Origin of the sequence: Pseudomonas sp. KCJK9058, from assembly GCF_046230975.1 — a bacterium.
GTDB classification, from domain to species: domain Bacteria; phylum Pseudomonadota; class Gammaproteobacteria; order Pseudomonadales; family Pseudomonadaceae; genus Aquipseudomonas; species Aquipseudomonas alloputida.
Window position 1 is genome coordinate 13755 of sequence record NZ_JBJJLR010000015.1, and the last position, 14325, is coordinate 28079.

A 14325-nucleotide genomic window follows, 5' to 3' on the forward strand; every position below is an offset into this window, starting at 1 on the left:
TTCGACCCACGGGGTCGCGCGGCGACATTGACCTGACTGTCGGCCAGATCCGTTTTGAATAAAGTTCATTCGCCGCCCATGCGCTATGACCCCCGCGAGCTCACAGACGAAGAGTTGGTGGCGCGTTCGCATGAGGAGCTGTACCACGTTACTCGCGCCTATGAAGAGCTCATGCGGCGCTACCAACGGACCCTGTTCAACGTCTGTGCGCGTTATCTGGGGAACGACCGTGACGCGGACGATGTCTGTCAGGAAGTGATGCTGAAAGTGCTGTACGGGCTGAAAAACTTCGAGGGTAAGTCGAAGTTCAAGACCTGGCTCTACAGCATCACCTACAACGAGTGCATTACCCAGTACCGCAAGGAGCGCCGCAAACGTCGGTTGATGGATGCCTTGAGTCTGGACCCTGTTGAAGAGGCGTCCGAGGACAAGGCTCCAAAGCCGGAAGAAAAAGGCGGGCTGGACAAGTGGCTGGTGCATGTGAACCCGATTGACCGGGAAATTCTGGTGCTGCGTTTTGTCGCAGAGCTGGAATTTCAGGAAATTGCCGACATCATGCACATGGGCCTGAGCGCGACGAAAATGCGTTACAAGCGCGCGCTAGACAAGCTTCGGGAGAAATTTGCCGGCCTTGATGAAACTTAGGGGCGTGCAAATATCTCTAACGAACCGGCGAGTTCTGCTAGACTCGCCGTCGAGTTGTCCCTCTTGTTTGTGGTGGGACTGCTTAACTATCACCAGATGGGGATTTAACGGATGAAATTGAAAAACACCTTGGGCTTGGCCATTGGTTCGCTTGTAGCCGCCACTTCGATTGGCGCTATGGCACAAGGTCAAGGCGCCGTCGAGACTGAAATCTTCTACAAGAAAGAATTCTTCGACAGCCAGCGCGACTTCAAGAACGACGGCAACCTGTTCGGCGGCTCGATCGGTTACTTCCTGACCGACGACGTAGAGCTGCGTCTGGGCTACGACGAAGTGCACAACGCTCGTGGCGAAGACGGCAAGAACATCAAGGGCTCGAACACCGCCCTGGACGCCGTTTACCACTTCAACAACCCGTACGACGCCATCCGTCCGTACGTTTCCGCTGGTTTCTCGCACCAGTCGCTGGGCCAGACCGGCCGTGGCGGTCGTGACCACTCCACCTTCGCCAACGTTGGCGCTGGCGCCAAGTGGTACATCACCGACATGTTCTATGCCCGTGCCGGCGTAGAAGCTCAGTACAACATCGACCAGGGCGACACCGAGTGGGCCCCGAGCGTTGGTGTTGGCCTGAACTTCGGCGGTAGCCCGAAGCAAGCTGAAGCTGCTCCTGCTCCAGTTGCTGAAGTCTGCTCCGACTCCGACAACGATGGCGTGTGCGACAACGTCGACAAGTGCCCAGACACCCCGGCCAACGTTACCGTTGACGCCGACGGCTGCCCGGCTGTTGCCGAAGTCGTTCGCGTTGAGCTGGACGTCAAGTTCGACTTCGACAAGTCGGTCGTCAAGCCTAACAGCTACGGCGACATCAAAAACCTGGCTGACTTCATGAAGCAGTACCCACAAACCACCACCGTGGTTGAAGGTCACACTGACTCCGTGGGTCCAGACGCTTACAACCAGAAGCTGTCCGAGCGTCGTGCCAACGCTGTCAAGCAAGTGCTGACCCAGCAGTACGGCGTAGAATCCAGCCGTGTTGACTCGGTTGGCTACGGCGAAACCCGTCCGGTTGCTGACAACGCCACCGAAGAAGGCCGTGCTATCAACCGTCGCGTTGAAGCTCAGGTAGAAGCCCAGGCCAAGTAATTGGTTTGAAGCTTCATGAAAAACCCGGCCTCGGCCGGGTTTTTCTTTGCCTGGGGTTTAACCGGCCTCGAAGGCTGTTCCTGCTGTTAGCCTGCGATTGCGATCCGCCCCACAGCCTGTTGCTCTCCCACCACCTCTCCAATCACCAGGATTGCCGGGCTACGCAAGCCAAACGCCCGCGCAGCTTCCACCATTCCCTGCACATCGCTTCTGCACTCCCGCTGCTGCGGCAACGAGGCGTTTTCGATCATCGCCACCGGCATTCCCGGCGCCATGCCCCCCGCCAGCAATCCCTGGCGCACCTGTTCCAGCCGCGCCACCCCCATGTAGACCACCAGCGTTGTCCCGCCCTGAGCCAAGGCCGCCCAGTTCAGTTCGCTATCGTCCTGGGTGTGCGCCGTCACCAGCGTCACCCCTCGGCTCACGCCCCGTGAAGTCAGGGGGATCCCGCACTGCGTGGCCCCGGCCAGGCCGGCAGTGATGCCATTGATCACCTCCACTTCGATGCCATGGCCCTGCAGCCACAGTGCCTCCTCACCGCCACGGCCGAAGATGCAAGGGTCGCCGCCCTTGAGCCGCACCACGCAACGGCCCTGTCGCGCGTGGCGCAGCATCAGGCGCTGAATGAACGCTTGCGGTGTAGAGCGGCAGCCGCCGCGCTTGCCCACGGTCATTACCCGGGCCTGCGGGCAATGCTCGAGCACTGCCGGGTTGACGAGGTCGTCGACCATGACCACGGCGGCTTGCTGCAACGCACGCACGGCCTTGAGGGTGAGCAGTTCAGGGTCACCAGGGCCGGCACCGACCAGCCATACTTTTGCATTCATCAGGGTTTCCTCATCGGCAAGGTGCGTTCAGCCCTTGAGCAGGGTGAACAGCAGTATCAGATTGATCAGCAACGACAACAGGGCCAGGGTGCGCCACACCTTCAGCGGCTCGCGCTCCAGCAGCGGCCGGGGTCGGCTGGGCAGTTCCTGGCGGTCGCCGCGCTCGAGCAGCAGCAACCAGTGTTCGGCGGTTTCGAAGCGCTGCGCCGGGTCGCTCGCCACGGCCTGCAGCAGGTTGTGCTGCAGCCATTCCGGCAGGTCGGGTCGGTAGCGCGCGGCGTTGACCGGCTGGCTGAAGCGCGGGCGCTGAAAGGCCTCTACCTCGCCGTACGGGTAGTGTCCGGTCAGCAGGTGGTACAGGGTCACGCCCACTGCATACAAGTCCTGACGCGGGCTGGGCGGGTGGCCTTCGAATGCTTCCGGGGCGATGTACGAGGGTGTGCCGGGCAGCTCGTGCAGCGGGTCTTCGGACAGGCCCGGGCAATAAGCCAGGCCGAAGTCCAGCAGGCGCAGCTGGCCATCACGGCCCAGGTGCAGGTTGTCTGGCTTGATATCGCGGTGCAGCAAGTTGCGCCGATGCAGCACACCGACTGCCTGCAGCAGTTGCCGGGCGACTTCCAGCCATTGCGGCAAGGGCAGCGGGCCTTGTTCGGCCAGCAACGCCGCCAGGTTTCGGCCGGGATATTCGCGCATCACGTAGTACAGGTGCTGACGCTGACTGGCGGTGTGTAGCTCGGGGAAGTGCCGGCCGGCGATGCGGCGCAGAAACCACTCTTCCAGCAACAGCCCTTGTGCCGCCCCCGGTTCCTGTTCGCGTGCCGGGGGCAGGGTCTTGAGCAGCCAAGGCTGGTTCTGGCTATCGCGCACTTTGTACAGCAAGGACTGGCGGCTGTGCGCATGCAGTGTTTCGACCTGCCAGCCGTCGATCACCTGGCCTTCGCGCAGCGGGCCGGGCACTGGCCATTGTTGCAGTTGCGCCAGGGTATCGCCCAGGTTGGCCGTGCCCAGTTGATCGACTTGCACCAGCAAGGCGCTGGCGTTGTCCTTGCTGCCGTTGAGGTGCGCACTGGTCACCAGGGTGTCGGCGGCCAGTTGCAGGTCAGTTTGCTCGCGCAGCACGGCCTGGATGTGCTGTTCGCCCAGGCTGGCCCAGACCCCGTCGCTGAGCAGCAGGAAGCATTCACCCGGTTGCAGCTCGCCTTCCAGGTAATCCACCAGCAGGTGCTGGTCCAGGCCCAGTGCCCGTTTCAGTACATGCTGCATGCCCGGTTGGTCCCAGACATGGTCTTCGCTCAGGCATTGCAGCGTCCCCCCGTGCCAGCGGTACACCCGGCAGTCGCCTACATGGGCCAGGGTAAAGCGTCGGCCGCGCAACACCAGCGCGCTAAGCGTGGTCAACAACGGCTGGCCGCTGCCCTGGGCGCGCAACCAGCGGTTTTGCGCCAGCAGCAGACGGTCGAGGGCCTGGGCTACGCTCCAGGTGGCCGGCGTGGCGTAGTAATCCAGGGCCAGTGCCTGCAGGCTGGCGCGTGCCGCCAGGCCGCCGTCGGCACATTGGCTGACGCCGTCGGCCAGCGCGAACAGGTAGCCTTTGCTGGCGGCCAGTTCTGGTGCCGGTGTCACCAGGCGCAGGGCGTCCTGGTTTTCCGCGCGCGGCCCGGTGGCGCTGGCCTGGGCAAAGCTCAGTTGCAGGCTCATCGGCGTGCCTCAGACCCGCGCTGCAGTGACTGCAGTCGAGCCCCAGGTGGTGCGCCAGCGCTGTTTCACCCCGTACAGGCCGAACCAGGCCAGCAGGCCCAGGCTGGCGAACAGCCACAGCCCCAGTTGGTAGTCGCCAGTGTGCTGCTTGATGGTGCCAAGCCCGGCTGCCAGCAGGAAGCCGCCGATGCCACCGGCCATGCCGATCAGACCGGTCATTACCCCGATTTCTTGGCGGAAGCGTTGGGGCACCAGTTGGAACACGGCGCCATTGCCGGCACCCAGGCCGAGCATGGCGCTGACGAACAGCGCCAGTGCGGCCGCGGCAGAGGGCAGGTTGAAGCCGACGGCGGCAATGCAGATGGCGGCGACGCCGTACATGCCCAGCAGGGTGCGGATGCCGCCAAAACGGTCAGCCAGGGCGCCGCCAAGCGGGCGCATCAGGCTGCCGGCGAACACGCAAGCGGCGGTGTAGTAGCCGGCGGTGACCGGGCTCAGGCCGTATTGGTCACTGAAGTAGCCGGGCAGGGCACTGGCCAGGCCGATGAAACCGCCGAAGGTAACGCTGTAGAAAAACATGAACCACCAGCTGTCACGGTCGCCCAGTGCCTTGAGGTAGTCGGCCATGGCTTTTGGCTTGGGCCGTTGCGGGGCATTGCGCGCCAACAGGGCGAACACCACCAGCGCCAGTGACAGCGGGATCAGCGCAAAGCCGAACACATTGTTCCAGCCAAAGCCCGCTGCCAGTGCCGGTGCCAGCAAGGCCGCGAACACCGTGCCGGAGTTGCCGGCGCCGGCGATGCCCATGGCTTTGCCTTGGTGCTGTGGCGGGTACCACTGCGAGGCCAGCGGCAGCGAGACGGCGAAGGACGCACCGGCAAAGCCCAGGAACACGCCGAGCAGCAGGGCCTGTTCATAGCTGTGTACGCCAAGGTACCAGGCTGCGGCGAGGGCGACGATGACCACGACCTGGCCGATCAGGCCAGCCGTCTTGGGCGACAGGCGGTCGACCAGAATGCCCATGGCAAAGCGCAGGATTGCCCCGGCCAGGATCGGCGTGGCCACCATCAGGCCCCGCTGTTGTGCGCTCAGTTGCAGGTCGGCAGCAATCTGCACCGCCAGCGGGCCCAGCAGGTACCAGACCATGAAGCTGAGGTCGAAATACAGAAATGCGGCGAACAGCGTGGGCACATGCCCGGATTTCCAGAAGCTGGTACTCATCGAACACCTCACTCGGTAGTACAACGGAACGAAAAAAACGCCGCTACCCGCTCCACGGGCGTGGAGGGGAGAGCGACGTCTTTGTCGGGATTCAAGTGGGGTAACCGCCGTTGGCTACCGGTGAGTTTTGTTGAGCAAGAGATGGGCCAACTTCTGGTGGGGCTGGCTTGAGATTTTCAGCGCATCAGCCGAGCATCTCATGCATGGCAATGATCTGTTCGGCCACCTGGATCAGCTTCTGCTGCCGGCTCATGGCCTGGCGACGCATCAGGGTATAGGCCTGTTCTTCGTTGCAGTCCTTCATCTTCATCAGCAAACCCTTGGCTTGCTCGATGCGCTTGCGTTCGGCCAGTTGCTGGTCGCGCGCCAGCAGCTGCGCCTTCAGTGCCTGGTCGCTCTCGAAGCGGGCCATGGCCACGTCCAGGATTGGCTGCAGCCGCGCAGCATGGATACCCTCGACGATATAGGCGCTGACCCCGGCCTGGATCGCCTGACGCATCATCCCGGGGTCGTGCTCGTCGGTGAACAACACGATGGGCCGCGGCTGGTCACGGCTCACCAGCACTACCTGTTCCATCACATCGCGGTCTGGTGAGTCGGTATCGATCAATACCACGTCGGGGCGCACCGTTTCGACGCAGGCGGGCAGGTCGATGGTCAGGTCTGGGGCTTCGATGATCTCGAAGCCGGCCTCACTCAACGCCGCCCTGAGGCGGCCGAGCTTGCTCTGGGTGTCGTCGATCAGCAGGATGCGCAGCATGTTCGCCCCCCTCACGCGCCGACACGGGCATCGGGCAAGTCACCCAAGGCATGCAAGCTGAAACTGCGGGCATAGCCGAAGGGGTCGCTGCCATCCCAGCGGGAGCCATCGATCAGCAGGCTGCTGCGCATCGTTTGGCCTGGGCAAGCGATGCCCAGGCTGTGTGCGGCCTCGCTGTACAACTGCAGTTGCTGGACCTGCCGGGCCACGCCGAAGTAGTCAGGGTCTTCGCGCAGCAGGCCCCAGCGGCGGAACTGGGTCATGAACCACATACCGTCGGACAGATAGGGCAGGTTGGCCCGGCCCTGGTCGAACAGGCGCAGGGCATGTGGGTCTTGCCATTGGTTGCCCAGGCCATCCTCATAGTGGCCGAGCAGGCGGGGGGCTATGCTGTCCAGCGGGGTGTCCAGATAGGCACTTGCGCTGAGCAGTTGCGCGGTGCTGCGGCGGTTTTCCGGGCTTTGCTCGATGAACCGGCTGGCGGTGAGGATCGCCTTGATCAGCGCACGGGCGCTGTTGGGGTATTGCTCGGCAAAGACGCGGGCGCAGGCCAGGACCTTTTCCGGGTGATCCGGCCAGATCGACTGGCTGGTGGCTAGGGTGAAGCCTTGGCCTTTGGCCACCGCGTCGGCGGCCCAGGGCTCGCCGACGCAGAAGCCGTCAATGCGCCCGGCCTGGAGGTGTGCAGCCATCTGCGCCGGTGGCACCACGACGCTGTCGACGTCGCGCAGCGGGTGGATGCCCTGGCTGGCCAGCCAGTAATACAACCACATGGCGTGGGTGCCGGTGGGGAAGGTCTGGGCGAACGTCAGGCGTGCGCCATGCTGGTGCACCAGGCGCGCCAGCGCCTCAGGGTTGGTCACGCCCTTGCGCTGCAAGGCAGGGGACAGGTTGATAGCCTGGGCGTTCTGGTTCAGGCCCATGAGCACCGCCATGTCGCTGGCGGGTACGCCGCCAATGCCCAGATGCACGGCGTAGACCAGGCCATACAGGCAATGCGCGGCGTCCAGTTCGCCGCTGACCAGCTTGTCGCGCAGCCCGGCCCACGAGCCCTGGCGCTTGAGGTTGAGGGTAAGGCCGTGCTGCTGGGCGAAGCCCTGGGTGGCGGTGACCACGACCGAGGCGCAGTCGGTCAGGGCCATGTAGCCGATGTTCAGGCTGGTTTTTTCCGGCGCGTCGCTGCCGTTGACCCAGGCCAGGGGCGTTGCTCGGGGTACAGTGTTCACAAGAGTCCTCGCCCTTACTGATAAGGCTGTGGGCTGAACGGGTGCAACCGATGTGCCAAGCGCTCCACGATTTGCTGTCCTGCCAGCCCCACGCTGGCTATAATCGCCCCCTCACTCACCCTGAGCCTTGCCCGCCCATGTATACCCTGGCCCGCCAGCTGCTGTTCAAGCTTTCCCCGGAAACTTCCCACGACCTGTCCCTGGACCTGATCGGCGCCGGTGGCCGTATGGGCCTCAATGGCATGCTGTGCAAGCAACCGGCGTCATTGCCGGTTTCGGTCATGGGCTTGAACTTTGCCAACCCGGTGGGGCTGGCAGCTGGCCTGGACAAGAACGGCGCGGCCATCGACGGCTTCGCCCAGCTGGGCTTCGGCTTTGTCGAAATCGGCACTGTCACCCCGCGTCCGCAGCCTGGCAACCCCAAGCCACGGTTGTTCCGCCTGCCGGAAGCCACGGCCATCATCAACCGCATGGGCTTCAACAACCTGGGCGTTGATCACCTGCTCGACCGCGTACGCGCCTCGCGCTACAAGGGGGTGCTGGGCATCAACATCGGCAAGAACTTCGATACCCCGGTCGAACGTGCCGTCGATGACTATCTGATCTGCCTGGACAAGGTCTACACCGCCGCCAGCTACATCACGGTCAATGTCAGCTCGCCCAACACCCCGGGCCTGCGCAGCCTGCAGTTCGGCGACTCGCTCAAGCAGTTGCTCGACGCCCTGGCCGAGCGCCGCGAACAACTGGCCGGTGCACATGGCAAGCGCGTGCCCCTGGCAATCAAGATCGCGCCGGACATGAGCGACGAAGAAACGGCGCTGGTGGCCGCTGCGCTGATGGCGTCGGGCATGGATGCGGTGATCGCCACCAACACCACGCTGGGCCGTGAAGGTGTCGAAGCATTGCCGTACGGTGGCGAGGCGGGCGGCCTGTCGGGCGCACCAGTGCTGGAGAAGAGCACCCATATCGTCAAGGTGCTGGCAGGTGAGCTGGGCGGCAAGTTGCCGATCATTGCCGCCGGGGGCATTACCGAAGGCCGCCATGCTGCCGAGAAGATCGCGGCCGGGGCGAGCCTGGTGCAGATCTACTCGGGCTTCATTTACAAAGGGCCGGCGCTGATTCGCGAAGCGGTGGATGCTATCGCGGCAATGCCGCGGTGACCTGACGGGCCGGTTCGCGGGCAAGCCCGCTCTTGCAGGGATAGTGGGTACAGCTTATGAGGTTTGCCAAGGCATAAAAAAGGGCCCCTTCAAGGGGCCCCTGGGCCTTCGCCCGCCGCCCGGATGGGGCGTGCATGGTAAATCGAATTCAGTGTCCTCGTTCAGCCAACGGCGTGATTTTCGTTGAGTCTATGGATGCCAGCGGTGCCAGTCATTCCGTCCCAGTTATCACCGCGACCTTCACGCCAGCCGTTGATCCAGGCTTGGCGAACAGAAGGAAGATTGAAGGGGCAAAGTTCGCGGGATTTGCCGGTGACCCCGTATTGGTAGCCACGTGAATATGCTCTTTCCAACGGATCACGCTTAAGTCTTCTCATAGGGTGTTGCCCTCACTTGTTGACTGTAATGTCCCGTCGGCCTCTCCGAGGCCGGGCAGAGTCGTTCTGCCGGTTTGCGCTCGCTGCCGGCGTGGCGAGCTGAAAGTGCCGCCTCGTTGCGAAGCGGCCTGAGACCAGTTCTATCGAATGCGAGTCACGGTGTGAATGATCGATTTGTCATAAGCACGTAACCTTTCCAAGGGTGAGGGGATAAGTAAATAAATGCGACTCAACCTTGTTTGGTGTTTAGCCCTGCAATGATCGGGGTTTGCCGTTCTTTGACGTCATTTCGCCAGCGTTGTTTGCGGATGACAGAAATAATTTGAAATGCGACGAAGGGTCACATTGGCCCGCAGATCGCCAGAATTACACGTACTGCCTGATGATCTAAGCTGTCTTTGCCACTGGGCCAAGCACGGATCGGTCAGGCGGCCCGGCTTTTCTGCAGCACGTTGTGTGCCGCAGAGGGCCACCCGCACGCCTGCTGGAAAGGTGTACGGGCAAACATCGCGGGGCGATGCGTCGCCCCGTCAGTCAAATAGCCCAAGGCGCTGGAATACTCATGTCGGACCGTTTCGAACTTTACCTCACCTGTCCCAAAGGCCTTGAAAGCCTGCTCGCCGAAGAGGCCAAGGGCCTCGGCCTTGACGAGGTGCGCGAGCACACCTCGGCCATTCGCGGCGCCGCCGACATGGAAACTGCTTACCGCCTGTGTGTCTGGTCACGTCTGGCCAACCGCGTATTGCTGGTGCTCAAGCGCTTCTCGATGAAGAACGCCGACGACCTTTACGACGGCGTGCACGCGGTCGACTGGGCTGACCACCTGGCAGCCGACGGCACCCTGGCTGTGGAGTTCAGCGGCCATGGCTCAGGCATCGACAATACTCACTTCGGTGCGCTGAAGGTCAAGGATGCGATCGTAGACAAGCTGCGTAACCGCGAAGGCCTGCGCCCGTCAGTCGAAAAGATCGACCCTGACGTGCGTGTGCACCTGCGCCTGGACCGCGGCGAGGCCATTTTGTCCCTCGACCTGTCCGGGCACAGCCTGCACCAGCGTGGCTACCGCCTGCAGCAAGGCGCCGCACCGCTGAAGGAAAACCTGGCGGCAGCGGTGCTGATCCGTGCTGGCTGGCCGCGTATTGCTGCCGAAGGTGGTGCGCTGGCCGACCCGATGTGCGGTGTGGGTACCTTCCTGGTCGAGGCAGCGATGATCGCCGCCGATATCGCCCCCAACCTCAAGCGCGAACGCTGGGGCTTCAGTGCCTGGCTCGGCCATGTGCCGGCGCTGTGGCGCAAGGTGCATGACGAAGCGCAGGCGCGCGCGCAGGCCGGCCTGGCCAAGCCACCGCTGTGGATCCGTGGCTACGAGGCTGACCCGCGGCTGATCCAGCCGGGCCGCAACAACGTCGAGCGTGCCGGCTTGGGCGACTGGGTGAAGATCTACCAAGGCGAAGTCAGTACCTTCGAGCCGCGCCCGGACCAGAACCAGAAAGGCCTGGTCATCAGCAACCCGCCCTACGGTGAGCGTCTGGGTGACGAAGCCAGCCTGCTGTACCTCTACCAGAATCTGGGCGAGCGCCTGCGCCAGGCCTGCATGGGCTGGGAAGCAGCGGTATTCACTGGTGCGCCGCAACTGGGCAAGCGCATGGGCATTCGTAGCCACAAGCAGTACGCGTTCTGGAACGGCGCATTGCCATGCAAGCTGCTGCTGTTCAAGGTGCAGCCGGACCAGTTCGTCACCGGTGAACGCCGCGAAGCGCAGCCTGAAGGCACCGAAACCCGTCAGCAGGCACCACAGGCCAGCGAGCCCGCGCGGCTGTCGGAAGGGGCGCAGATGTTTGCCAACCGCCTGCAGAAGAACCTCAAGCAACTGGGCAAGTGGGCCCGTCGCGAGCAGGTCGACTGCTATCGCCTGTACGATGCCGACATGCCTGAATATGCCCTGGCGGTCGACCTGTACCAGGACTGGGTACACGTGCAGGAATACGCCGCGCCACGTTCGGTCGACCCGGACAAGGCTCAGGCGCGTCTGCTCGATGCACTGGCGGCCATCCCGCAGGCGTTGGGCATTTCGCCGCAGCGTGTAGTGCTCAAACGTCGCGAGCGGCAAAGCGGCACGCGCCAGTACGAACGTCAGGCTACCGAGGGCCGCTTCCAGGAAGTGAACGAAGGTGGCGTCAAGCTGCTGGTCAACCTCACCGACTACCTGGATACCGGGCTGTTCCTCGACCACCGCCCGATGCGTATGCGCATCCAGCGTGAGGCTGCCGGCAAGCGCTTCCTCAACCTGTTCTGCTACACCGCCACGGCCACCGTGCACGCGGCCAAGGGCGGTGCGCGCAGCACCACCAGCGTCGACCTGTCGAAAACCTACCTGGACTGGGCGCGGCGTAACCTGGCACTCAATGGCTATTCCGAGCGCAACCGCCTGGAGCAAAGCGATGTAATGGCTTGGCTGGAAGGCAACCGTGACAGCTACGACCTGATCTTCATCGACCCGCCAACCTTCTCCAACTCCAAGCGCATGGAAGGTGTATTCGACGTGCAGCGTGACCATGTTCAGCTGTTGGACCTGGCCATGGCCCGTCTGGCGCCGGGTGGTGTGCTGTATTTCTCCAACAACTTCCGCAAGTTCCAGCTGGACGAGCACCTGATGGCGCGTTACGTGGTGGAAGAAATCAGCGCGCAGACCCTGGACCCGGACTTCGCCCGTAATAACCGTATCCATCGCGCCTGGCGTTTGCAGCTTCGTTGAGGCGACGAGGTACATTGCACGGCTAATGGCCAATAGCTATAACTGAGGGCAGGGCAAGATAATCCGCAGGACGCTGACGTGACGAGATGGGTGTATGTCAAAGTGTGGCGTGCGTGCGCGGTTGCTTGGCTTGTGCACAGAGAGGGTGTCCGCCTGGGCGATGGCGCTGATTGCACTGGTGGCGGGCGGCTTGTTGACCGCCGCCTTGGCATTTGCCGCGCACACCTTCTACAAACAGCAACTGCGCCAGCGCTTCGAGCTGCTGGCCAGCGAGCGCGCCAGCCGTATTGCCGAGCGCTTTGACGAACAGCAGCAGCGCCTGGACGGGCTGCGGCGGTTTTTCAGCTTTTCCAACGACATCAGCCCGCGCGAATTTGACGGCTATGCGCGGCCACTGCTACAGCGCACCCTGGCCTATGCCTGGGCGCCGCGCGTCGAGGCTGCGCAACGCGCCGAATTCGAGCGCCTGGCCAGTGACCATACCGGCCCAGGCTATGTGATCCGGGACACGGACGCGCAAGGCCAGTGGCGCCCGGCGTCGCAGCGCGATCATTACTTCCCGGTACTCTATACCCAATCGGGCGAACTGCCCGGGTTGCCCTACGGCCTGGACCTCGCTGGCCGAAGCGAGCCTCAGGCAGCCTTGGCGCGGGCGTTGGGGCCGGGCAGCATGGCGGTGTCCGAGCCATTGGCCCTGTTCGATACCCACTCGGCAGAGCGCGGCCTGTTGATGGTCGCGCCGGTATTTTCCGATGCCGACCCCCGCGGTGCTGCAGCGGGTTATGTGGTGGCCTTGCTGAGCATGCGCGAGCTGGTCAGCGACGGTCGGCCGGTAGCGACTGATGACAACCTTGTCGTGCGCATCACGGACCCGTCTGGGTTACAAGGCCCCGTCGTGATGTTCGATTCGCAAAATCAGGTCGCGCCCTTGGCCCTGGCCAGCAATCAGTTGTTGCGCCTGGCCGATCACTATTTCCAGCTGAGCATTCAGCCGAGCCAGGCGTTCGTGCAGGCGAACCGCTCCTCGGCAGTGCTGGCGGTCGGTTTGTTGGGCGGACTGTTGAGCCTGTTGCTCAGCGTGCTGCTCTACAGCCTGTTGAGCCAGCGTCAGCGCGCCCTGGCCTTGGTCGCTCAGCGTACGGCCGAGTTGCAGGTCAGCGAGCAGTCGTTGCGTGGCACCCACAACCAACTGCGCGGTGTGCTGGATGCCGCGACCCAGGTGGCGATCATCGCCACCAACCTCAAGGGGGTGGTCAGCACGTTCAACGCCGGTGCCGAACGCATGCTCGGTTACGCGGCCAGCGAAGCGATCGGCCGCTTGCGCCTTGAAGACCTGGTGCTGCCGGAGGAGCTGAACCTGCGTGCCCATGCCTTGAGCTTGCGTTTTGGCCGCGCCATTGCTGGGGGCCAGGCGATGTTCGCTGAAACGGTACAGGAGCACGGGGCCGAGCCTGGCGAGTGGACCTTGCTACGGGCTGATGGCAGCCAGCTGGTCGCCAACATGCTAGTGACTGCCATGCTCGACGAACAGGGGTTGTGGGTTGGCTACCTGGCCATCTGCATTGACGTGACCGAGCGGCGCCGGGTGCATGAGGCGTTGGCAGCGCGTGACCGGTTGCTGGAAAAGCTCAGTGCCGAGGTGCCGGGCGGCATCTACCAATATCGCCTGGATGCCAACGGCCATTCGTGTTTTCCATATGCCAGCATGGGCCTGTATGACATTTATGAGGTCGACCTCATGCAATTGCGTGAGGATGCCTCGGGGGTGTTCGAACGTATCCACCCCGATGACCTGGAGCGCGTGCGCCGCTCGGTGCGCTATTCGGCCGAACACCTGTCACCCTGGCGCGAGGAGTATCGCGTCTGCCTGCCCCGGGCCGGACTGCGCTGGGTGCGTGGCGAGGCGACCCCGGAAGTGGGCGAGCAGGGCTGCACGCTGTGGCATGGCTACCTGACTGACATCTCCGACCTGAAGGGCGTGGAGGAAGAGTTGCGGGCGCTGTCGGTCACCGACTCGCTGACCGGTATCCATAATCGTCGCTACTTCCAGGAGCGGCTCAAGATCGAACTGGAACGGGCCCAGCGCGATGGCTTGGCGCTGGCGGTGATCATGCTCGACATCGATCACTTCAAGCGCATCAACGACCGCTTCGGCCATGCCGTCGGCGACCGGGTGCTGCGTAGCCTGTGCCAGCGCATCGGTCAGCGTTTACGGCGTACCGATGTGTTTTGCCGCTTGGGCGGGGAAGAGTTCATGGTGCTTTGCCCGGGCAGCGATGTCGATCAGGCGCGGTTGCTGGCGCTGGAGTTGTGGCAAGGGGTGCGCAATGTGCCGGTGGAAGGCGTGGGCCAGGTGACTGCAAGCTTTGGGGTGGCGGGTTGGCGGTCGGGCGAAGGCGCTGATGCCTTGCTGTTGCGCGCCGACGCCGGCGTGTATGCGGCCAAACAGGCCGGGCGGGACCGGGTGGAGGGGGAGTCGGCCTAAGCGCTGTCGGTTGCCGGTACCAAGC

11 protein-coding genes are annotated in these 14325 nt (G+C 63.5%); 5 read left to right on the top strand and 6 right to left on the bottom strand.

Annotation, left to right across the window (positions count from 1 at the left end; all coding sequences use genetic code 11):
• Positions 1–78 precede the first annotated feature (78 nt).
• Complete coding sequence (gene sigX / locus ACK59Z_RS10830; protein ID WP_003248665.1) at positions 79–645, top strand: RNA polymerase sigma factor SigX; 567 nt, start codon at positions 79–81, stop codon at positions 643–645.
• Between the two features lie 111 nt (positions 646–756).
• A complete protein-coding gene (locus ACK59Z_RS10835) occupies positions 757–1791 on the top strand; it encodes an OmpA family protein (RefSeq protein ID WP_003248667.1) in 1035 nt (344 codons plus the stop codon).
• A gap of 86 nt (positions 1792–1877) precedes the next feature.
• Here ACK59Z_RS10835 and cobA read toward each other — a convergent pair whose 3' ends face one another.
• The 5 genes from cobA to ACK59Z_RS10860 form a co-directional block, all read right to left on the bottom strand.
• On the bottom strand, positions 1878–2618 hold the full coding sequence (gene cobA, locus ACK59Z_RS10840; protein ID WP_003248669.1) for a uroporphyrinogen-III C-methyltransferase: 741 nt from the start codon (positions 2616–2618) through the stop codon (positions 1878–1880).
• 27 nt (positions 2619–2645) lie between these two features.
• Positions 2646–4316 (bottom strand): protein kinase domain-containing protein, encoded by a 1671-nt coding sequence (locus tag ACK59Z_RS10845; RefSeq protein WP_409292991.1) that lies wholly within the window; start codon positions 4314–4316, stop codon positions 2646–2648.
• Between the two features lie 9 nt (positions 4317–4325).
• Entirely contained in the window at positions 4326–5537 is a 1212-nt protein-coding gene (locus ACK59Z_RS10850; RefSeq protein WP_060546419.1) for a NarK/NasA family nitrate transporter, read from the bottom strand.
• Between the two features lie 184 nt (positions 5538–5721).
• Entirely contained in the window at positions 5722–6297 is a 576-nt protein-coding gene (locus ACK59Z_RS10855; protein WP_003248677.1) for an ANTAR domain-containing response regulator, read from the bottom strand.
• An 11-nt stretch (positions 6298–6308) separates the two neighbouring features.
• A complete protein-coding gene (locus ACK59Z_RS10860) occupies positions 6309–7523 on the bottom strand; it encodes a CmpA/NrtA family ABC transporter substrate-binding protein (RefSeq protein ID WP_108191533.1) in 1215 nt (404 codons plus the stop codon).
• A 137-nt stretch (positions 7524–7660) separates the two neighbouring features.
• Between ACK59Z_RS10860 and ACK59Z_RS10865 the strand changes: the two genes are divergently transcribed.
• Complete coding sequence (locus tag ACK59Z_RS10865) at positions 7661–8683, top strand: quinone-dependent dihydroorotate dehydrogenase (protein ID WP_108191532.1); 1023 nt, start codon at positions 7661–7663, stop codon at positions 8681–8683.
• 161 nt (positions 8684–8844) lie between these two features.
• Here the strand turns inward: ACK59Z_RS10865 and rmf are convergent, their stop codons facing one another.
• Positions 8845–9060, bottom strand: coding sequence for a ribosome modulation factor (gene rmf, locus ACK59Z_RS10870; RefSeq protein WP_003248687.1), 216 nt, complete (start codon positions 9058–9060; stop codon positions 8845–8847).
• A gap of 562 nt (positions 9061–9622) precedes the next feature.
• Here rmf and rlmKL point away from each other — a divergent pair.
• Both rlmKL and ACK59Z_RS10880 read left to right on the top strand, forming a co-directional pair.
• On the top strand, positions 9623–11815 hold the full coding sequence (gene rlmKL / locus ACK59Z_RS10875) for a bifunctional 23S rRNA (guanine(2069)-N(7))-methyltransferase RlmK/23S rRNA (guanine(2445)-N(2))-methyltransferase RlmL (protein WP_102885169.1): 2193 nt from the start codon (positions 9623–9625) through the stop codon (positions 11813–11815).
• 94 nt (positions 11816–11909) lie between these two features.
• Complete coding sequence (locus tag ACK59Z_RS10880; RefSeq protein ID WP_108191531.1) at positions 11910–14300, top strand: GGDEF domain-containing protein; 2391 nt, start codon at positions 11910–11912, stop codon at positions 14298–14300.
• The last annotated feature ends 25 nt before the right edge of the window (positions 14301–14325 follow it).

Excerpts from the sequence above, each read along its gene's own strand:
- ACK59Z_RS10880 (WP_108191531.1), top strand. The coding sequence starts at position 11,910 with ATGTCAAAGTGTGGCGTGCGTGCGCGGTTGCTTGGCTTGTGCACAGAG.
- rmf (WP_003248687.1), bottom strand. The coding sequence starts at position 9,060 with ATGAGAAGACTTAAGCGTGATCCGTTGGAAAGAGCATATTCACGTGGC.
- ACK59Z_RS10865 (WP_108191532.1), top strand. The coding sequence starts at position 7,661 with ATGTATACCCTGGCCCGCCAGCTGCTGTTCAAGCTTTCCCCGGAAACT.
- cobA (WP_003248669.1), bottom strand. The coding sequence starts at position 2,618 with ATGAATGCAAAAGTATGGCTGGTCGGTGCCGGCCCTGGTGACCCTGAA.
- ACK59Z_RS10845 (WP_409292991.1), bottom strand. The coding sequence starts at position 4,316 with ATGAGCCTGCAACTGAGCTTTGCCCAGGCCAGCGCCACCGGGCCGCGC.
- ACK59Z_RS10855 (WP_003248677.1), bottom strand. The coding sequence starts at position 6,297 with ATGCTGCGCATCCTGCTGATCGACGACACCCAGAGCAAGCTCGGCCGC.
- rlmKL (WP_102885169.1), top strand. The coding sequence starts at position 9,623 with ATGTCGGACCGTTTCGAACTTTACCTCACCTGTCCCAAAGGCCTTGAA.
- sigX (WP_003248665.1), top strand. The coding sequence starts at position 79 with ATGCGCTATGACCCCCGCGAGCTCACAGACGAAGAGTTGGTGGCGCGT.
- ACK59Z_RS10835 (WP_003248667.1), top strand. The coding sequence starts at position 757 with ATGAAATTGAAAAACACCTTGGGCTTGGCCATTGGTTCGCTTGTAGCC.
- ACK59Z_RS10850 (WP_060546419.1), bottom strand. The coding sequence starts at position 5,537 with ATGAGTACCAGCTTCTGGAAATCCGGGCATGTGCCCACGCTGTTCGCC.